The 18,637-nt window shown below is 71.6% G+C and carries 14 protein-coding genes; 6 read left to right on the plus strand and 8 right to left on the minus strand.

Annotated elements, in window-relative coordinates:
• Positions 1-174: 174 nt before the first annotated feature.
• Positions 175-843 (plus strand): TetR/AcrR family transcriptional regulator, encoded by a 669-nt coding sequence (locus tag OG570_RS03180; protein ID WP_326955522.1) that lies wholly within the window; start codon positions 175-177, stop codon positions 841-843.
• Here the strand turns inward: OG570_RS03180 and OG570_RS03185 are convergent.
• Entirely contained in the window at positions 764-1,819 is a 1,056-nt protein-coding gene (locus OG570_RS03185; RefSeq protein WP_326955523.1) for an AraC family transcriptional regulator, read from the minus strand. The genes OG570_RS03180 and OG570_RS03185 overlap by 80 nt on opposite strands.
• A 79-nt stretch (positions 1,820-1,898) precedes the next feature.
• Between OG570_RS03185 and OG570_RS03190 the strand changes: the two genes are divergently transcribed.
• The 3 genes from OG570_RS03190 (at position 1,899) to OG570_RS03200 (ending at position 6,185) form a co-directional block, all read left to right on the plus strand.
• Positions 1,899-2,990: a winged helix DNA-binding domain-containing protein gene (locus OG570_RS03190; protein WP_326955524.1), complete on the plus strand. Its 1,092-nt coding sequence runs from the start codon at positions 1,899-1,901 to the stop codon at positions 2,988-2,990.
• Positions 2,991-3,072: 82 nt separating this feature from the next.
• Positions 3,073-4,527 (plus strand): flavin-containing monooxygenase, encoded by a 1,455-nt coding sequence (locus OG570_RS03195; protein WP_326955525.1) that lies wholly within the window; start codon positions 3,073-3,075, stop codon positions 4,525-4,527.
• Positions 4,527-6,185: a GMC family oxidoreductase gene (locus OG570_RS03200; protein WP_326955526.1), complete on the plus strand. Its 1,659-nt coding sequence runs from the start codon at positions 4,527-4,529 to the stop codon at positions 6,183-6,185. Before OG570_RS03195 ends, OG570_RS03200 begins: the two co-directional genes overlap by 1 nt.
• Positions 6,186-6,669: 484 nt before the next feature.
• Here the strand turns inward: OG570_RS03200 and OG570_RS03205 are convergent, their stop codons facing one another.
• Both OG570_RS03205 and OG570_RS03210 read right to left on the minus strand, forming a co-directional pair.
• Positions 6,670-8,400: a BTAD domain-containing putative transcriptional regulator gene (locus OG570_RS03205; protein ID WP_326955527.1), complete on the minus strand. Its 1,731-nt coding sequence runs from the start codon at positions 8,398-8,400 to the stop codon at positions 6,670-6,672.
• A gap of 197 nt (positions 8,401-8,597) precedes the next feature.
• A complete protein-coding gene (locus OG570_RS03210; RefSeq protein ID WP_326955528.1) occupies positions 8,598-10,082 on the minus strand; it encodes a chitinase in 1,485 nt (494 codons plus the stop codon).
• 150 nt (positions 10,083-10,232) lie between these two features.
• On the opposite strand from OG570_RS03210, the gene OG570_RS03215 reads away from it, so the two are divergent.
• Positions 10,233-12,635 (plus strand): Tex family protein, encoded by a 2,403-nt coding sequence (locus OG570_RS03215; protein WP_326955529.1) that lies wholly within the window; start codon positions 10,233-10,235, stop codon positions 12,633-12,635.
• Positions 12,636-12,703: 68 nt separating this feature from the next.
• Here the strand turns inward: OG570_RS03215 and OG570_RS03220 are convergent, their stop codons facing one another.
• A complete protein-coding gene (locus OG570_RS03220) occupies positions 12,704-14,158 on the minus strand; it encodes a benzaldehyde dehydrogenase (protein ID WP_326955530.1) in 1,455 nt (484 codons plus the stop codon).
• Positions 14,159-14,274: 116 nt separating this feature from the next.
• On the opposite strand from OG570_RS03220, the gene OG570_RS03225 reads away from it, so the two are divergent.
• Positions 14,275-15,231, plus strand: coding sequence for a helix-turn-helix domain-containing protein (locus OG570_RS03225; RefSeq protein WP_326955531.1), 957 nt, complete (start codon positions 14,275-14,277; stop codon positions 15,229-15,231).
• Here the strand turns inward: OG570_RS03225 and OG570_RS03230 are convergent.
• From OG570_RS03230 to OG570_RS03245, 4 genes are all read right to left on the minus strand, one after another.
• Positions 15,167-15,580 carry a hypothetical protein gene (locus tag OG570_RS03230; protein WP_326955532.1) on the minus strand — a complete coding sequence of 138 codons (414 nt, stop codon included), beginning with the start codon at positions 15,578-15,580 and terminating at the stop codon, positions 15,167-15,169. The genes OG570_RS03225 and OG570_RS03230 overlap by 65 nt on opposite strands.
• 94 nt (positions 15,581-15,674) lie before the next feature.
• A complete protein-coding gene (locus tag OG570_RS03235; protein WP_326955533.1) occupies positions 15,675-16,436 on the minus strand; it encodes a 2-keto-4-pentenoate hydratase in 762 nt (253 codons plus the stop codon).
• Complete coding sequence (locus OG570_RS03240) at positions 16,433-16,882, minus strand: nitroreductase family deazaflavin-dependent oxidoreductase (protein ID WP_326955534.1); 450 nt, start codon at positions 16,880-16,882, stop codon at positions 16,433-16,435. Before OG570_RS03240 ends, OG570_RS03235 begins: the two co-directional genes overlap by 4 nt.
• A complete protein-coding gene (locus tag OG570_RS03245) occupies positions 16,879-18,585 on the minus strand; it encodes an acyl-CoA dehydrogenase (protein ID WP_326955535.1) in 1,707 nt (568 codons plus the stop codon). Before OG570_RS03245 ends, OG570_RS03240 begins: the two co-directional genes overlap by 4 nt.
• Between the last annotated feature and the right edge of the window lie 52 nt (positions 18,586-18,637).

Here is an 18,637-nt window from a genome sequence, read left to right on the forward strand (position 1 = left end):
GGACCCCCTGCCGTCTCGTCGTGTCCGGACGCCGGGAAGTTACCGGCGGGTTGTTCCGGTTCCGTAACGGCAGCGGCTGACGCGCGACTTCGGTTGCCCACCACCGGAGTCACTCTCTTGACGAGAAGTCAATTACTTGTTGACAGCGTGCCGCTCCCCGGCGAGGCTGAGCGGATGACCAGCGGAACGCGGCCCCGCCGGCGGCTCGAGCCGGCCGAGCGGCGCGCCGAGATCCTCGCGGCCGCGCGGCACCTGTTCGGCGCGGGCAGCTACGCGTCGGTGTCCACTTCGGACATCGCCGCCGCGGCCGGGGTGGCGCGCCCGCTGATCAACCACTACTTCGGCGGGAAGCGCGAGCTGTACCTGGAAGTGGTGCGGCAGCTGATGATCGTGCCCGCGCCGGTCACCGAGGCGCTGCCGGACACCACGATGGAGCAGCGGCTGACGATCGGCGTCGAGCGCTGGATCGACGTCGTGGACCGCAACCGGGACGCCTGGCTGACCGTGATCGGGCCGGAGTCGGCGGGCCGCGACCCGGAGATCGAGCGGATCATGCTGGAGGCGGACGAGATCGCCGCCGACCGCGTGCTCGAAGCCGCGCTGATGACGGACGTGACCGAAGGCCGCGAAGAGCTGCGCGCGATGATCCGGTCGTTCGGCGGGATGCTGCGCGCGGCGTCGCGGGAATGGCTCATCCGCGGCACCCTGGACCGGACGGCGCTGCGTACGTTCCTCACCGATTCGATCCTCAACCTGCTGAAAATCACCTACCCGGCGGTACTTGCCGAGCAGCGCGGAAGCGACGGGCGAAAGCAGCGGGCGTCATCCCGGTCCAGCGCTTGAACGCGTAGATGAAGCTCGACGCCTCGGCGTACCCGAGCCGGTACGCGACGTCCTCGACGGACAGCACGCCGGTGTCGAGCAGCTCCTCGGCCAGCGCCTGGCGGACTTCGTCGACCAGCGCGCGGTAGTTGGTGCCGGCCTCGGCCAGGCGCCGCCGCAGCGTGCGCGTGCTGAGCGTGAGCTGGCGGGCGATCTCGTCCATCCCGGCGTCGACGCCGCCGAGCCGCACCAGGCGTTCGCGCACCTGCTGGGAGATCCCGGACCGCTGCCGCCGGCGGGCGACGAGGGCCTCGCACTGCGCGGCGCAGAGCGCGACGGTCTGCTCGTTGGCCTGCGGCAGCGGCAGCGTGAGGAACGCCGGGTCGAGGGTGGCGCGGCAGGCGTCGGCGCCGAACCGGGGCTCGACGCCGAACGCCGTCCGGTAGGCGTCCACTGTGGACGCTTCGTGGCGGAAGCTCAGGTCGTCCAGCGCGATCTCGGGCAGCAGGTCGCGCATCACGGCGAAGATCGCGGACAGGTCCCGCAGCACCAGGAACCGGGCGACGTCGGCGGGCACGCGGCTGTTGTCGAGCTCGATGGCGATGCGGTCGCCGTCGGCCACGACGTTCGGGATGCAGAACGCGAAGCTGAGGTCGAAGTAGCGCAGCGCCAGCAGCATCGCGTCCCGCAGCGTGGGGCTGCTGATGCAGGCGAACCCGAAGATGCCGAAGGTGGTGACGCGGTAGCGGCGCCCGAGCTCGAGGGCCGTCGCGTCCGAACCGTCCAACGCGGCCAGCGCGCGGACGACGGCCAGCTCCTGGCGCGCGTCGACCTGCGCCGCCGGGTCGGCGAGCAGGTCCGCGGACAACGACGTCGCCGCGAGGAGCCGGCCGGCGGCCAGACCGCGGTCGGCGGCGAAGCGGGTCATCAGCTCGATGCTCGCGGTGCCGCGCGGGAAGTCCCAGTCCCCGACGGCGGGGGCGGCGAACTCGGCCATGGCCGGAAGTATGGATCACGCCCGGCGAGGGAGCGAATCGAGGACCGGAACTGTCCGGGGTGATCGTTAGGGTGGCGCTGTGACGACGTTGAGCCGACGGGCGCTGAACCGCGCGACACTGGAGCGCCAGCTGCTGCTGCGCCGCGCGAAGCTGTCCCCCTTCGACGCGGTGGCGCACCTGGCCGGGCTGCAGGCGCAGGCGCCGTTCCCGCCGTACTACGCGCTGTGGGCGCGCCTGCACGGCTTCCAGCCGGCTGACCTGGCGGAGCTGCTGGAGAGCCGCCGGGTCGTCCGGATCGCGCTGATGCGCGGCACGGTCCACCTGGTGACCGCGGCGGACGCGCTGGCGTGGCGGCCGGCGGTGCAGGTGCTCTACGACCGCGACCTCAAGCAGAACACCCTGCACGCGCAGGCGCTGACCGGGCTGGACCACGACGTCGTCGCCGCGGCCGCCCGGGAGCTGCTGCTCGACGCGCCGCTGTCGAGCACCGCGCTGGGCGCCGAGCTGGCGCGGCGGTGGCCGGACGTCCCGACGGCGTCCCTCACCCACCTGGCCCGCGGCAGGCTGCCGCTGGTGCAGGTCCCGCCGCGGGCGATCTGGGGCAAGGCCGGCCAGACGACGTACGCCTGCCTGGACGAATGGGTCGGCGCGCCGCTGCCGCCGCCGTCGCCCGCCGCGCTGATCGCGCGGTACCTGCGCGCGTTCGGCCCGGCGTCGGTGGCGGACGTCCAGACGTGGGCGGGCATCACCCGGCTGGGCGAGGTCGCGGCGGAGATGGACCTGCGCCGCTACCGCGACCCGGACGGCCGCGAGCTGCTGGACCTGCCGGAGCTGTCCGTGCCGGACGAGGACGTCCCGGCGCCGCCGCGGCTGCTGGGGCCGTTCGACCAGACGATCCTGTCGTACGCCGACCGCACCCGGGTGATCGGCGACGAGCACCGCAAGCGCGTCATCACGCAGAACGGCCTGGTCAAGGGGACGCTCATGACGGGTGGGTACGTGCGCGGGTTCTGGGAACTCCGGAAGGACCGCAAGGCGGCGGCGGTGGAGCTGACGCCGTTCGAGAAGCTGCCGAAGCGGGACCTGGAGGCGCTGGAGAGCGCGGCGGCGCGGTTGCTGAGCTGGGCGGAGCCGGGCGCGGCGACCCACGACGTCCGGGTGCTGGCCTGAGCGGCGCCGTGGCCGGAAATCTCGATCGCGTGACCGCTCGTGTCCTGTTGTCACAGGCTCCGGGTGGGTAGCTTTCTTCAGCATGACTGGTTCGGCGAAGGGGCCGTCGGTGCTGATCGCAGGCACCGGGTTCGGCGGCATCGGCACGGCGATCGAGCTCAAGCGCGCCGGGTTCTCCGACTTCACGATCCTGGAGAGCGCGGCCGGGCCCGGGGGCGTCTGGCGGGACAACACCTACCCGGGCGCCGCCTGCGACATCCCGTCGCCGCTGTACTCCTACTCCTTCGAGCCGAACCCGCGCTGGCCGAAGCGGTTCTCGCACCAGCCGGACATCCTGGCCTACCTGCGCGGCGTCATCACGAAGTACGGCCTGGAGCCGCACATCCGGTACGGCGCCGAGGTCACCGAGGCCGTGTTCGACGACGGCGTCTGGCGCGTCGCGACCAAGAGCGGCGAGACCTACACGGCCGACGTTTTCGTGCCGGCCGTCGGGCAGCTGTCGCGGCCGGTCCTGCCCACCATCCCCGGGCGGGACCGGTTCGCGGGAGCCGCCTTCCACTCGGCGCGCTGGGACCACGACGTCGACCTGCGCGGGAAGCGCGTCGCAGTCATCGGAACCGGGGCCAGCGCCGTCCAGTTCGTCCCCGAGGTGCGGAAGCACGCCGCACGCGTGACGGTCTTCCAGCGGACGCCGCCGTACGTCATGGCGAAGTCCGACCCGACCTACCGCGACTGGCAGCACTGGCTGTTCGAGCACCTGCCGCCGACGCAGCTGCTCGGCCGGCTGCGGATCTTCCTGCTCGCCGAGTACGCGACGTACGCGATGACGCGCCACCCCGTGCTGGCGAAGATGTTCGAACTGCGGACCGCGCAGCTGCGCCGCCGGCACATCGAGGACCCGGAGCTGCGCGCGAAGCTGAAGCCGAGCTACCCGCTGGGCTGCAAGCGGATCCTCTTCACCAACGACTACCTGCCCGCGCTCGCGCAGCCGAATGTCGACGTCGAGACGGCGCGGATCAGCGAGATCACCGAGAAGGGCGTCCGGACCGAGGACGGCGTCGAGCACGAAGCGGACGTCATCGTCTACGGCACCGGCTTCGCCGCGACCGACTTCCTCGGCCGGATCGAGGTGCGCGGTCTCGGCGGCCGGACGCTCGAGGACGCGTGGTCCGGCGGCGCGCGGGCCTACCTCGGGATCTCCGTGCCCGGCTTCCCCAACCTGTTCTGCGTCTACGGCCCGAACACCAACCTCGGCGCCGGGTCCATCATCTACATGCTCGAACGCCAGGCTCGGTACATCCGTCAGGCTGTAGAACGGTTGGCCCGTCCCGAAGTGTCCACGCTGGACGTGCGGCCGGAGGTCGAACAGCGGTACGACGACGAGGTGCAGGCGCGGCTGGGCCGGAGCGTGTGGAGCGCGTGCACGAGCTGGTACCGCCAGGCCGACGGCCGGGTGACGACCAACTGGCCGGGCCTGGTCACCGAGTACGACCGCCGGACCAAGCGGTTCGACGTCGCCGACTACCGGGTGGCGTGATGGACTACGACGTCCTGGTGATCGGGTCGGGGTTCGGCGGCAGCGTCACCGCGTTGCGGCTGACCGAGAAGGGCTACCGCGTCGGCGTGCTGGAGACCGGCCGCCGGTTCGCCGACGACGAGTTCGCGAAGACGTCGTGGCGGCTGCGGAAGTACCTGTGGGCGCCGAAGCTCGGCTGTTTCGGCATCCAGCGGCTGACGCTGCTGAAGAACACCTTCGTGATGAGCGGCTCGGGCGTCGGCGGCGGTTCGCTGGTCTACGCGAACACGCTGTACGAGCCGCCGGACGAGTTCTACGCCGACCCGCAGTGGGCGCACATCACGGACTGGAAGGACGAGCTGGCGCCGTACTACGACCAGGCGAAGCGGATGCTCGGCGTGGTCGAGAACCCGGCGACGACGGCCGCGGACCGGGTGCTGCGCTCGGTGGCCGAGGACATGGGCATCGGCCACACCTACCGGCGCACACCCGTCGGCGTCTACTTCGGACAGTCCGGAGTGGACCCGTACTTCGGCGGCGCGGGCCCGGTCCGGCAGAAGTGCACGCTGTGCGGCGAGTGCATGACCGGCTGCCGCGTCGGCGCGAAGAACACAACCGTGAAGAACTACCTGTACCTGGCCGAAAAGGCGGGCGCGGTGGTGCATCCCCTGACCACGGCTGTTTCCGTCCGGCCGATCGAGGGCGGCTACGCGGTGGACACCGTCCGCACCGGGCGACGGGCTCGCCGGACGTTCACCGCGTCGCAAGTGGTCTTCTCGGCGGCGTCCCTCGGTACGCAACGGCTGCTGCACCGCTTGCGGGACAACGGGACTTTGCCTGATCTGTCACCGCGTCTCGGCCTGCTGGCGCGGACGAACTCCGAGGCCGTGCTGGCCGCGCGGTCGCTACGGGACGACACGGATTACACGCGCGGCGTCGCGATCACGTCGTCGATCCACCCGGACGCGGTGACGCACGTGGAGCCGGTGCGGTACGGGCGCGGCAGCAACTTCATGGGCCTGATGACGACGGTGCTGGTGGACGCTCAGTCCGGGCGCCGGCGCTGGGTGCTGGGGGCGCGCGAGCTGTGGCGGCAGCGGCGGAACGTCGTCAAGCTGCACAACCCGCGGCGCTGGTCGGAGCGGATGATCGGGCTGCTGGTGATGCAGACGCTCGACAATTCCGTGACGACGTACACGAAACGCGGCCTGTTCGGCCGCCGCATGACGACGAAGCAGGGCGCGGGCTCGCCTAGTCCCGAGTGGATCCCGGCGGGCCACGAGGTGACGCGCCGGGTGGCGGAGAAGATCGGCGGCCTCCCCCAGGGCGCGTGGACGGACCTGGCGAACATCCCGATCACGGGCCACTTCATCGGCGGCTGCGCGATCGGGGACTCGCCGGCCACCGGAGTGGTCGACCCGTACCAGCGGCTGTACGGCTACCCGGGCCTGCACGTCGTCGACGGCTCGGCAATCACGGCGAACCTGGGCGTGAACCCGTCTTTGACGATCACGGCCCAGGCGGAGCGGGCAATGGCCTTCTGGCCGAACGCCGGCGAGGCTGACCCACGCCCTTCGCTGGGCGCGGAGTATCGGCGGGTGGCGGCGGTGGCGCCGCGGACGCCGGTGGTGCCTGCGGAAGCGCCCGGCGCGCTGCGGCTGCCGATTGTGCCGCGGTGAGCCGCGCGTTCGCCGGGTTGCGAGTGGAAGATTCCCGCCCGGTGGGGGCGGTTTAGCAGCGCGCGTGGATGTGCGGCGACCCGGATCCGCGCCCTTCGCTGGGTGCGGAGTTTCGGAGAGCGGTGGCGCGGAAGCCTTTGGCATCCGCGAAAAGCACCCGGCGCGCTGCGTTTGCCGCTGGTGCCGCGGTAAGCCGCGCGTTCGCCGCGCTGCGAGTGGCAGATTCCCGCCAAGTGGGGACGGTTCAGCAGCGCGCCGAACGCCGGCGAGGCTGACCCGCGCCCTTCGCTGGGCGCGGAGTACCAGCGGGTGGCGGCGGTGGCGCCGCGGAAGCCGGTGGTGCCCGCGGAGGCGCCCGGCGCGCTGCGGCTGCCACTGGTGCCCAAGTGAGCCGCGCGTTCGCCGGGTTGCGAGTGGCAGTTTCCCGCCCGGTGGGGGCGGTTCAGCAGCGCGCGTGGATGTGCGGCTCCCCGATGTCGCCAGTTTATCCGGGGTCACCGACAGTTTCGGCCGTCAGCTCGGTCGTCACCGCGACGTACGCGCGGATCGCTTCGTTCTCCTCCGCCGCTCGCCAGACCGGGACCGCGATCATCGGCGGGATGCCCGTCACCGGGACCACCTTCAAACCCGGGAACGGGTAGCGCTCCAGTAGCGACAGCACCGTGATGTGCAGGCCGATGCCGCGCGCCACCAGGGAAAGCATGTCCTCGGCGCCGATGCGGGTGCGGCCGATCAGCTGGGGGACGTCGTCCTCCGTGCGGGGGATCGGGCGGCCCGACGGTGTTCGCGGCGGGGCCCATTGGTCTCGGGCCACCGGGTTCAGCGTTTTGCTCGGGTCCAGCAGGCGGTAGTCCGCGATGTCCTCCAGGGTCACCGAAGCCCGCGTCGCCAGCGGGTGGTCCTCGCGCATCAGGAGACCTCGGGGCAGGGACAGCAGCGGCGGGCCCGTGCGCAGGTTCGGCAGGTCGAACGACCGCGTGTCGCCGCCCGGAGACCAGTGCAGGACCAGGTCCAGGTCGCCCTCGGCGAGCAGGTCGTGCTCGGTCCAGCGGGCGCCGATGCGGGTCGGGGTCAGGCTCACCCGGCACGCCGGGTGGCGGCGCTCGAACTCCTGCGTCAGCCTTGTCACCAGGTCGCCGCCGAGGCTCGCGACGTACCCGACGCGCAGCCGGCCGCTGATCCGCCGGCCGGACACCCGCGTCTCGGTGAAGATCGCCGCCAGCTCCGCCACGCCCGCGCGGGCGCCCGTGCGCAGCCGCTCCCCCAGCTCCGTCAGCCGGACGCCGGTGTCGTCGTGCACCACCAGCGGGCCGCCGATCTCGGCCTCCAGCTCGCCGATCTCCTTCTCCAGCGCGTCCGCCGTGCTGCGCACGCGCCAGGCCGCGGACTCGAAGTCGCCTTCGCGCGCCACGATCAGCAACGTCGCGACGGCGCGGATCGCGGCCAGCTCGATCAGCGACCCCGTCCGCACCTGCTCGCGCGCGGCCGGCGGCGGTTCCAGCCCCGGGTCGCCCGCCAGGATCCGCCGGTGCAGCCCGCGCAGCACCGGCCCCGGGTCGGCGCCCAGGTACTCGGCGAGGCGACGACGGACGCCCTCGAAGTGCGCGAGTGCGTCGGCCTGCCGCCCGCTGCGGTAGTAGGCGAGGATCAGCTGCCCCGCGAGCCGCTCGTCGAACGGGTGCTCCGCGGCCAGCTGCGGCAGCATCGCCAGCAGCGCCGCGTGCCGCCCGAGCCGCAGCGAGACGTCGTGGCGGTCCAGCCGGGCCGCGAACCGCTCGGCTTCCAGGCCTTCGCGGACGCCGGTCAGCCACGGCGAGTCCAGCCCGGCGAACGGCTCGCCGCGCCACAGCGCCAGCGCTTCGTCGAACAGCGTGGCCGCGGCGACGTCGTCGGACGCCGCTCGCGCGCGCGTCACCTTGTCCCGGAACCGGTGCAGGTCGACCGACGCCGGGTCGACGCGCAGCACGTAACCGTGCGGGGTCCGCTCGATCGCGCACCCGGCGGCGCGCAGCCGCGAAAGGTAGCTGCGGAGCGTCGCTGTCGCGCGGTGCGGCGGGTTACCGCTCCAGACACGGGTGACGAGCTGGTCCGGCGTCACCGGCCGGTTCGGGTCCGCCAGCAGCGCCGCGAGCACGTAGCGCTGGCGCGTGTGCCCGACGTCGAGCGCGGCCCCCTCGGATTCGGCTTCGAGGGTGCCGAGGACGCCGAACCGCATCACCGGACTCCTCCCTGGACCTACTCAGACCCGCTCCGACCTGCGGATTCCACGTTTCCGCAACGATCACACACGGACCGTCCTGCAGTCTAGGTGGCGCGGGCGCGCGGCCGGGGGGTCTGCGCGCGCCGGCTGGGGGTGCCGTGAAGGGGCCCTTCCGGACGAGCGTCCGGAAGGGCCCCTTCATGACGTATGCGTCACGGCAGGCCGGCGAGCCCAGCGGACACGGTGTTCGCGAACGCGTACCCCGCGGTCGCGTCCCAGTTGATCGACCACGTCATCGCGCCGCGGATCGCCGGGTAGGTCGCCGACGGCTTGAACGAGCCGCACGACGTGCCCTTGGCCAGGCAGTTCAGCGCCGAAACCGTGTTCGCCGGCGCCTGGTAGCCGCCCCCGGCCGCCTGCGACGACGCCGGCAGCCCGAGCCCGACCTGGTCGGCCCGCAGGCCGCCCTGCAGCTGGATGCAGGCCAGCGCGGTCAGGAAGTCGACCGTGCCCTGGGCGTAGACGCTGCCGTTGCAGCCGAGCATGGTGCCCGAGTTGTAGTACTGCATGTTGACGATCGTCAGGATGTCCTTGATGTTCAGCGCCAGCTGGAAGTAGCCGCCGCCGGTGGACTGCATGTCGATCGTCTGCGGCGCCATCGTGATGACCTTGCCGCCGCCGTTGTAGATGCTGCGCAGCGCCTGGCCCATGTAGGTGGCGTTGACGCCGTTCTCCAGGTCGATGTCGACGCCGTCGAAGCCGTACGACGAGATCAGCGACTTGATGCTGTTGGCGAAGTTGTTCGCCGACGACGAGTCGCCGACGCTGATCGTGCCGTTCTGGCCGCCGACGGAGATGATGACCTTCTGGCCGCGCGCCTGGACCGTCTTGATGTCGGCCTTGAACTGCGCGTCGGTGTAGCCGCCGAGCTGCGAAGACAGGCCCGAGTCGAGCGTGAAGCTCACCGCGCCCGGCGTGCCGGTGGCGTCCGCGAAGGACACCGCGATGATGTTGTACTTCGTCGGGACGTCGGCCAGCTTCAGCGCCTTCGCGCCGTTGTAGAAGTTCTGCCAGTAGCCGGTGAGGACGTGCTTGGGCAGGTCACCCTGGGTCGGCGGCGGCGTGGTCGTCGTCGGCGGGGTGGTCGTGGTCGGCGGCGTCGTCGGGGTGGTGGGGGTCGTCGGGGTGGTCGGCGTCGTCGGCGGCGGGGTGCCCGGGCCGTCGAGGCTGACGTCGTCGGCGAAGTAGGTCGGCTGGCCGTACCAGCCGTGCAGGTAGACCGTCAGCGAGGTGCTGGCGCCGGTCGTGAAGCTCAGCGAGAGCTGCGTGTAGCCGCTGGTGCCGGGCGTCCACGTGCTGGTGGTCGCGGATCCGGAAACACCCAGGTAGACGTAGCTGCCCTGCACCCAGGCGGACAGCTTGTAGGCGGTGTTCGCCGCGACGGTGAGCGTCTGCGAGCACTGCGCGGTGTCCGACGACGTCGGCGTCGCGCTCAGGGCGCGGCTGCCGCTGTGGACCGGGGTGCTCACCGCGGTCGGGGCGGCGGTGCAAGTCCACCCCGCGGTGCCGGATTCGAAGCCGGGGTTGGCGAGGATGTTGGCCGCCGAGGCGTTGCCGGCGAGCACGAACGTCACGCCGAGACACAGCGCGACCGCGGAAAGTAACGATAACAGGGCTAGACGGGCTTTGGGGACCACGGGGCGACCTCCACTGGTCGTGAGGCAGGTCACCACAAAATGGACTAGACCAATCTCGTTGTCAAGGAGCCCCATCCGAAAGTCGGGGTGGTCGGAACGGCAGAATGTACGGATCGGAACCACCCGAGGGCGAAGCAGGAGCGTGTTGCAGTGAGCGTGTCGGTCGAGCAGAGGATCGCCGAAGAACTGGGCGTGCGCGAAGGACAGGTCAAGGCCACCGTCGAGCTGCTCGACGGCGGTTCGACCGTCCCGTTCATCGCGCGGTACCGCAAGGAAGTCACCGGCATGCTCGACGACGCGCAGCTGCGCACGCTCGAAGAGCGGCTGCGCTACCTGCGGGAACTCGACGAGCGCCGGCTCGCCGTGCTCGATTCGATCCGCAGCCAGGGCAAGCTGGACGAGGCCCTCGAGGCCTCGATCCTCGCCGCGGACACGAAGTCGCGGCTCGAGGACATCTACCTCCCGTTCAAGCCGAAGCGCCGCACGAAGGCGATGATCGCGCGCGAGGCGGGCCTCGAGCCGCTGGCCGACGGCCTGCTGAACGACCCCACCACGGACCCGCACGCCGCGGCCGCGGTGTTCGTCGACGCGGACAAGGGCGTCGCGGACGCGCAGGCCGCCCTCGACGGCGCCCGCTCGATCCTCGTCGAGCGCTTCGCCGAGGACGCCGACCTCATCGGCGACCTGCGGGAGAAGATGTGGGGCCAGGGCCACCTTGTGGCCAAGGTCCGCGGCGGCAAGGAGGAGGACGGCGCCAAGTTCTCCGACTACTTCGACTTCTCCGAGCCCTACACCAAGCTCCCCTCGCACCGGATCCTCGCGATGCTGCGCGGCGAGAAGGAGGAGGTCCTCGACCTCACGATGCTGCCGGCCGAGCCGACCGACGAGCCGCAGGTCGGGCCGACCGACTACGAGACGCGCATCGCCGCGAAGTTCGGCGTCACCAACGAGGGCCGCCCCGGCGACAAGTGGCTGAACGACACCGTGCGCTGGGCGTGGCGCACCAAGATCCTGCTGCACCTGGGCATCGACCTGCGGATGCGGCTGCGCCAGGCGGCCGAGGACGACGCCGTGCGCGTGTTCGCGTCCAACCTGCGCGACCTGCTGCTCGCCGCCCCGGCCGGCACCCGCGCCACGATGGGCCTCGACCCGGGCTTCCGCACCGGCGTCAAGGTGGCCGTCGTGGACGCGACCGGCAAGGTCGTCGACACCCACGTCATCTACCCGCACCAGCCGGCCAACAAGTGGGACCAGTCGATCGCCGAGCTGGCCGCGCTGTGCGCGCGCCACCAGGTCGACCTGGTCTCGATCGGCAACGGCACGGCGTCGCGCGAGACGGACAAGCTCACCCAGGAGCTGATCAAGAAGCACCCGGAGCTGAAGCTGACCAAGGCGATCGTGTCCGAGGCGGGCGCGTCGGTGTACTCGGCGTCGGCGTTCGCCTCGGCGGAACTGCCGACCATGGACGTCTCGCTGCGCGGCGCGGTCTCGATCGCCCGGCGGCTGCAGGACCCGCTGGCCGAGCTGGTGAAGATCGACCCGAAGTCGATCGGCGTCGGCCAGTACCAGCACGACCTGTCCGAGGTCTCGTTGTCCCGCTCGCTCGACGCGGTGGTCGAGGACTGCGTGAACGCGGTCGGCGTCGACGTCAACACGGCGTCCGCGCCGCTGCTGACCCGCGTCTCGGGCATCACCACCGGGCTGGCGGAGAACATCGTCTCCCACCGCGACTCGAACGGCCCGTTCCGCTCCCGGACGGCGCTGAAGGAGGTCGCGCGGCTCGGCCCCAAGGCGTTCGAGCAGTGCGCGGGCTTCCTGCGCATCCCGGACGGCGACGACCCGCTCGACTCGTCGTCGGTGCACCCGGAGGCGTACCCGGTGGTCCGCCGGATCCTGACCACGACGGGCACGGACCTGCGCGCGCTGATCGGCAACACGCGCACGTTGTCGTCGCTCCGCCCGGCCGACTTCGTGGACGAGACGTTCGGCCTCCCGACGGTGACGGACATCCTGGCGGAGCTGGACAAGCCGGGCCGCGACCCCCGCCCCGCGTTCAAGACGGCGACGTTCGCCGAGGGCGTCGACAAGATCGGCGACCTGAAGCCGGGCATGCGCCTGGAGGGCGTCGTCACGAACGTGGCGGCGTTCGGCGCGTTCATCGACGTGGGCGTCCACCAGGACGGCTTGGCGCACGTTTCGGCGCTGTCGAAGAACTTCGTGAAGGACCCGCGCGAGGTCGTGAAGCCGGGCGACATCGTGAAGGTGAAGGTCCTCGAGGTCGACGTGCCGCGGAAGCGGATCTCGCTGACGCTGCGCTTGGACGACGAGCCTGGCGCTCCGTCCGGTAACCGCGGCGGCGGTGGCGGCGGTGGTCGTGACCGGGGTCAGCAGGGCGGCGGTGGCGGCGGTCAGCGCCGGGGCGGTTCCGGTGGCGGCGGCGGCCAGCGCGGCGGCAGTGGTGGCGGCGGTGGCGGCCGGGGTGGGAACTCCGGCTCCTCGAGCAGCAGCGGCTCGATGGCGGACGCGCTTCGCCGGGCCGGCTTCGGCAAGTAGGCACAAAGCCGTGAAGGCCTCCTTACCGGCTATAAGAGCCGGTAAGGAGGCCTTCACGGCTTTACGGGTCAGAACGGGAAGCCGTGGGCCTGTTCGCGTAAGGTCACCCACTGCCACTGCGTGAACTCGTCCCAGCTGTGGCCTGAGCCGAAGCGGCTTCCGTTGCCCGAGGCTCCCGTGCCGCCGAAGGGCGCGAACGCGTCGTTGTTCAGCGTCTGGTCGTTCACGTGGACGATGCCCGTGCGCAGGCGGTCCGCCACCGCTCGGCCGCGGTCCACCGAGCCCGTCTGGATCGCTGCCACCAAGCCGTATTCCGTGTCGTTCGCGACCGCTACCGCTTCGTCCTCGTCGCGGACCACGATCACCGGGGCCACCGGGCCGAAGATCTCCTCGCGGAACGCCGGCATCGACGTTGTCACGCCCGCCAGGACCGTCGGCTCGTAGAACAGGTCCGTGTACGAACCGCCGGCGCGGACCGTGGCGCCCGCGGCGACCGTTTCCGTGACAATGCGGTCCACATTGGACAGTTGGCGAGCGTTGATCAGCGGGCCCAGTGCGACCTGGCCGGTGAACGGGTCGCCCACCGGGAGCTTCGCGGCCCTTGCCGCCAGGCGGTCCAGGTACTCGTCCGCCACCGACTCCATGACGATGTGGCGGCCCGCCGTCATGCAGACCTGGCCCTGGTGCAGGAACGCGCCCCACGCGCCGGCCGAGCTGGCCGCGTCCAGGTTCGCGTCGTCCAGGATCACCAAGGCGTTGTTGCCGCCCAGTTCCAGGCTGACCCGCTTCAGCGTCCGCCCCGCCGCCTCGCCCACGCGACGACCGACCGCCGTCGAGCCGGTGAACGAGATCGCCGCGACGCCCGGGTGTTCCGTCAGCGCTGCGCCCGGCTCCGCGTCACCCGCCAGAACGTGCAGCAAGCCGGAAGGCAGGCCCGCCGCTTCGAAGAGACGTGCGATCAGCGTGCCGCCGGCGACCGCTGTGTTGACGTCCGGCTTCAGCACCACGGCGTTGCCCAGCGCCAGCGCCGGCGCGACCGCCCGCACCGACAGGATCTGCGGGAAGTTCCACGGGCTGATCACGCCGACGACGCCCAGCGGGATGCGACGCGCGATGCTCTCGCGGCCGGCCTCACTGGTCGGCAGCAGGTGCCCCCACGGCTGCGTCGGCAACGCGGCGGCCTCCCACAGCTCGGCCAGCACCAGGTCGACCTCGAACGCCGCCTTGGGCGGGATCGCGCCGCCCTCGCGGACCAGCCAGTGCTCGAACTCGGCGCGGTTGTCCTCCAGGACCCGCGCGGCCTTGCGCAGCAGCGCCGCGCGCTCCGGACCCGGCGTCGCCGCCCAGGCCGGTTGCGCCGCGGCCGCCCCCTTCACGGCGTTGTCGATGTCCTGCGCGTCGGCCAGCCCGACCTCGGTGAGCACCTCGCCGGTGGCCGGTTCGGTCACCGGGAGCGTCCCGCCGTGGGCCGGCACCCAGCCGCCCGAAAAGATCTTCCCGCGCCAGTCGACGTCGTCCAGCATGCGTTCCTCCCGCGTTCCGACAGAGCTTCCAGCCTGGTCGCGGGAGCGGCGAGCGCGTTGATTCTGCGGGTCACGGTGTTAGCCTGATCAGGTCAGCGACGACCCCGGGCGGCACCATGACCTTCCCCGTGTACCACCGCGGCGAGGCCTGGCGGGAGCGGCTCGGCGGCGCGTTCAGCGAGCTGTTCCCCGAGCGCCTCGACAGCTCCGAGCCCGCGGGTGACGTCGTCACGACCCCGCTCGGCGACGTCCACGTCTACACCGTCGCGGGCACCCCGCAGGTCGTCCGCCGCTCCCCCGGGACGATCCGGCAGAACCCTTCCGACCTGCTCAAGGTGTGCGTCCAGGTCCGCGGCCGCGCGACGGTCGTGCAGGGCGACCGCGAGATCGTCGTCGAACCCGGGCAGCTCGCGCTCTACGACACCGGCCGCCCGTACGCGCTGCGGCTCGAAGGGGAGTGGATCTCCGCGGTGATGGCCTTCCCGCGCGACGTCCTGCACCTGCCCACCGCCCGCGCGATGGAGCACGCCTTCCCCGCCACGAACGGGCCTGGCGCGGTGTTCGCCGACTTCGTCTCGGCGTCGGTCGCCCAGGGCAGCCACCTCTACGCAGCCGCCGCCAGCCGCCTCGGCGACGCCGGGCTCAGCCTGCTGGCCGGCACGCTCACCGAGCACGTCAGCGTCGACGAGATCCCCGACGCGCTGCGCGCCCGCGTGCTCGACCACGTCCAGCGCCACCTCGACGACCCGCGGCTGTCCCGGGCGACGGTCGCCGCCGCGCACGGCATGTCGCCGCGCACGCTGAACCGGCTCTTCGAAGACGAGCCGCACACCGTCACCGACCACATCCGCCGGCTGCGCCTGGACGCCGTCCGCCGCGACCTGCGGGATCCGTTGCTGGCCAACAGAAGCGTCGGGGCGATCGCGGCGCGGTGGTGCTTCGTCGACGCCGCGCACTTCAGCCGGGTGTTCCGCGCCGAGTTCGGGGAGAGCCCGTCGGCGTTCCGGCTCACTTCAGCGCGACCAGGCCCACCACGAACAGCCCCGCCGGGACCACCGCCGCCGACAAGCTGATCAGCCACGTGCCGCCGCGCCAGCCGGCCGGCGACGCGTCGAGCACCATGCCGCGCACGAGCGCCGCTTCGACGACCGCCGTCAGCAGAAAACCGAGGCCCACGCTGAAGATCGACGCCGCGCCGACGAAGAACAGGCCCGACGTCGACGCCGCGGCGAGCGGCGCCGCGACCTCCCAGCGCACCAGGCCCGCGCTCGCCGCGAGCAGGGCCAGCAGGAGCACGAACGCGACCAGGAACCCGACCCGCGCGCTCGTCTGGTGCTGGCCGCGGGTGAACAGCCAGAACCCCGCATCGAGCGCCGCCACGACCACGGCGAGCACCACGAAACCGGCACGGAAAGTCAGCACGTGATCACTCTAGTGTCCGGACGCCGCTACCGGTCGTGAGTGGTAATGAGGGTTAGAACCCTCATTACCACTCACGACAACCGGCACCGACCGCTCAGAGGAAGTGGGCTTCGATGTGGCCCAGCGTGCCGAAGTCGGCGAGCACGTGGCCGCCCGCGTGGATCGGGCACGGCGGGGTCGCCGTGCCGGTCGTCACTACGTCGCCCGGGCGGAGGCGGTGGCCCGTGCGGGCCAGTTCCGTCGCGAGCCAGTGCAGCGCCAGGCGCGGGTCGCCCAGGACGAGGCCGCCGTGGCCGCGGGCGAACTCCGCGCCGTCGGCGTGCAGGACCACCGCCTGGCCCGGCAGGTCGAGGTCGCGCCAGCCCGGTACGGCCCGTCCTTCGACGAACCGGCCCGCGCACGCGACGTCCGCCAGCAGCTGCGGGCCGCCCGCGTGCCGGTGGTCGGTGTAGCGGCTGTCCGGCATCTCGAGCGCCAGGAACATCGTGTCGACCGCGTCGAGCACCCCGCCGAGCGACGGCGCCGGGCCCGGGTCGGCCTTCATCCGGAAGGCGAACTCCGGCTCGGCGACGCCCATCGTCATCGTGTCGGCCGGCACCGGCGGGCCTTCGAGCTGGTGGAACCGCTCGAACAACGCGCCCGGCAGCGGCCCGGGGACACCGAGGTGCTGCTGGGCGTACGCCGTGGTCGCGGCGATCTTCCAGCCGCTCACCGGGCCGGCCAGCGCGGCCAGCGCGGTCTGGGCCGCCATGCCCTCGGCGGCGTCATGCGGGCGGACGTCGGCCGGGAGCCCGTCCAGCCGCTCGCCGGTGCGCCACGCGTCCCAGAGCAGCTCCGCCGCCCGCTCGTGCTTCACGCCCGTGATCTTGCCAACCGGAACACCGGGTGTCGATCGGCTTCCGCCTGGAACGCCTCGACGGGACCACTGCCCTTGGCGTCGAAGTACGACGCCGTGACCGGGATCTGCCGCACGTAGGCCCGCAGCACCGGCGCCGCGGTGGCGGCGTCGGCCTCCTCGACCTCCCACGTCTCGGTCTTGCGGCCACGGCTCAGCCGGGCGACGGCGTCGGCCCGCAGGTTGTGCACCCAGGCGACGGCGCCGTAGGGCGCGACGAGCCACCGGTCGCCGCCGACCTCGACGACGTTCACCGGTGTCGTGCGCTCGAGACCGCTCTTGCGGCCCTTCGTCGTCAGCAGCACGCCACCCTTGCCCGCGGCCGGGACGCCGCGCGCGAGCAGCGGCTTCACCAGCGCGTTGACGGTCTTCCGCAGCGTTCCCAGCCGGTACTCCCTGGCCATCATGGGTGCATAGCGTAGGCCCCGGAGAGGTCGCGGACGAGCGCCCAGACGGCGTCGAAGCGCTCGGCGTCGACCACCGGCTTGCGCAGCGCCGCCAGCGCGACGGCCTGCTGGGCTTCGGTGGAGCTCGGCTTCCCGTTCAGGTCCACCGCGGCGAGGCTGAAGTCCTGCACCAGCACCGCGAAGATCTGGTCGACGACCTGTTCGTCGAGCCTGGTGATGCCGGCCTGCTCCAGGATCAGCTGGCCGTAGACGACGAGGGTGAACAGCTCGGTGAGCGCGAGGCCGAAGTCGAGGTCGGCCTGCTGGGCCTCGTCCGGCGTCGCCTCGGTGAGCAGCTTCACCAGCGCGCCGGCCTGCTCGGTGAACAGCGCGACGTTCGGGATGTGCGACGCCTGCGCGTACGCGGCCCGCCAGTCGTGGAAGCGGACCTTCGACAGCCCGCGCGCCGGGCCCTGGCGGAAGAGGAACTCGTCGTCCGCGGCGTCGGTGCGGGTCGGCACCGGGGCGTACTCCTGCGGCGAGAACAGGTACGCGGGCATGAACTTCGCGATCAGCGCGAGGTTCACCGCCACCGTGCCTTCGAGCTTCGGCAGGCCGTCGATGTCGTTCTTGGCCATCGCGAGGTAGGTGCCGGCCTCGAAACCCTTGGCCGCCACGACGTCGGCGACCAGGCCGATGACCTTCTGCGCCTCGGTGGTCACCTTCATCTTGGTGATCGGGTTGTAGAGCAGGTAGCGGCGGTCGTCCGCGTGCGCGCTGCGGAAGTAGTCCACGGCGCGGTCGGAGAACAGCTTCATCGCCGTCAGCCGCGCGTAGGCCTCGACGAACTCGCGGCGGACGTGCGGGAAGTTCGTGACCGGCTTGCCGTAGAGGACGCGGTTGTGCGCGTGCGTGATGGCCTCGTACAGCGAGTGCGTCGCCATGCCGATGCCGCCGAAGCAGAGGTTGAACTTGCCGATGTTGACCGTGTTCAGCGCGGCGCTGAAGGCCTCGGCGCCGACGTGCAGGAGGTCCTCGGCGTGCACCGGGTAGTCCTCGAGCCGGAACTCGGCGACGTACATCTGCGACGGCACGACGTTCTTGACCACGTGGTAGTTCGGGTGCTCGGCGTCGGCGTAGAAGAAGACGTACTGGTCCGGGCCCTCGACGCCGTCGATCCGGCCGAAGACGGCGACCGTGCGGGCGACGTTGCCGTTGCCGATGTAGTACTTCGAGCCGGTGGCGCGGTAGCCGTCGCCGTCCTTCGTCAGCACCAGGTCGGAGGAGTAGATGTCGGCGCCGTGGTCCTTTTCGGACAGTCCGAACGCGCCGACGCCACCGGCGTCCAGTGCGTCCGCCGCGCGCTTGCGGGCGACGTCGTTGCCGCTCTGCCACACCGGTCCCAGGCCGAGGATCGTGACCTGCCAGGGATACCAGTAGTTCAGCCCGTAGAACCCCAGGATTTCCGACAGCGCGGCGACGCGGCTGGTGTCCCAGCGCTTGTCCGGGTTGCCGTCGGCGTTCGCGGCGGGCGTCAGGAAGGTCGAGAACAGGCCTTCCTTGCCGGCGAACTCGAGGAAGTCCGCGTAGAAGGTGCGCGCGTGGTAGTCCTCGGCCAGCTTCGCCTTGCCGCGCTGCTCGAACCAGTCGATGGTGGCCCGGAGCAGCCGGCGCGTTTCGGCGTCGAAGTGCGCCGGGTCGTACTCGTGCGGGTTCAGCAGCATGGGGTGAGCCTCCTTGATTACCGACCGGTAACTTAGCAAGGCGATCCTGGTG

The sequence above is a fragment of the Amycolatopsis sp. NBC_01286 genome (assembly GCF_035982555.1).
Taxonomy (GTDB): domain Bacteria; phylum Actinomycetota; class Actinomycetes; order Mycobacteriales; family Pseudonocardiaceae; genus Amycolatopsis.

Bases quoted from the DNA above. Each gene is read 5' to 3' on its own strand.
- OG570_RS03180 (WP_326955522.1), top strand. From the start codon at position 175: ATGACCAGCGGAACGCGGCCCCGCCGGCGGCTCGAGCCGGCCGAGCGG.
- OG570_RS03185 (WP_326955523.1), bottom strand. From the start codon at position 1,819: ATGGCCGAGTTCGCCGCCCCCGCCGTCGGGGACTGGGACTTCCCGCGC.
- OG570_RS03195 (WP_326955525.1), top strand. From the start codon at position 3,073: ATGACTGGTTCGGCGAAGGGGCCGTCGGTGCTGATCGCAGGCACCGGG.
- OG570_RS03200 (WP_326955526.1), top strand. From the start codon at position 4,527: ATGGACTACGACGTCCTGGTGATCGGGTCGGGGTTCGGCGGCAGCGTC.
- OG570_RS03205 (WP_326955527.1), bottom strand. From the start codon at position 8,400: ATGCGGTTCGGCGTCCTCGGCACCCTCGAAGCCGAATCCGAGGGGGCC.
- OG570_RS03220 (WP_326955530.1), bottom strand. From the start codon at position 14,158: ATGCTGGACGACGTCGACTGGCGCGGGAAGATCTTTTCGGGCGGCTGG.
- OG570_RS03225 (WP_326955531.1), top strand. From the start codon at position 14,275: ATGACCTTCCCCGTGTACCACCGCGGCGAGGCCTGGCGGGAGCGGCTC.
- OG570_RS03240 (WP_326955534.1), bottom strand. From the start codon at position 16,882: ATGATGGCCAGGGAGTACCGGCTGGGAACGCTGCGGAAGACCGTCAAC.
- OG570_RS03245 (WP_326955535.1), bottom strand. From the start codon at position 18,585: ATGCTGCTGAACCCGCACGAGTACGACCCGGCGCACTTCGACGCCGAA.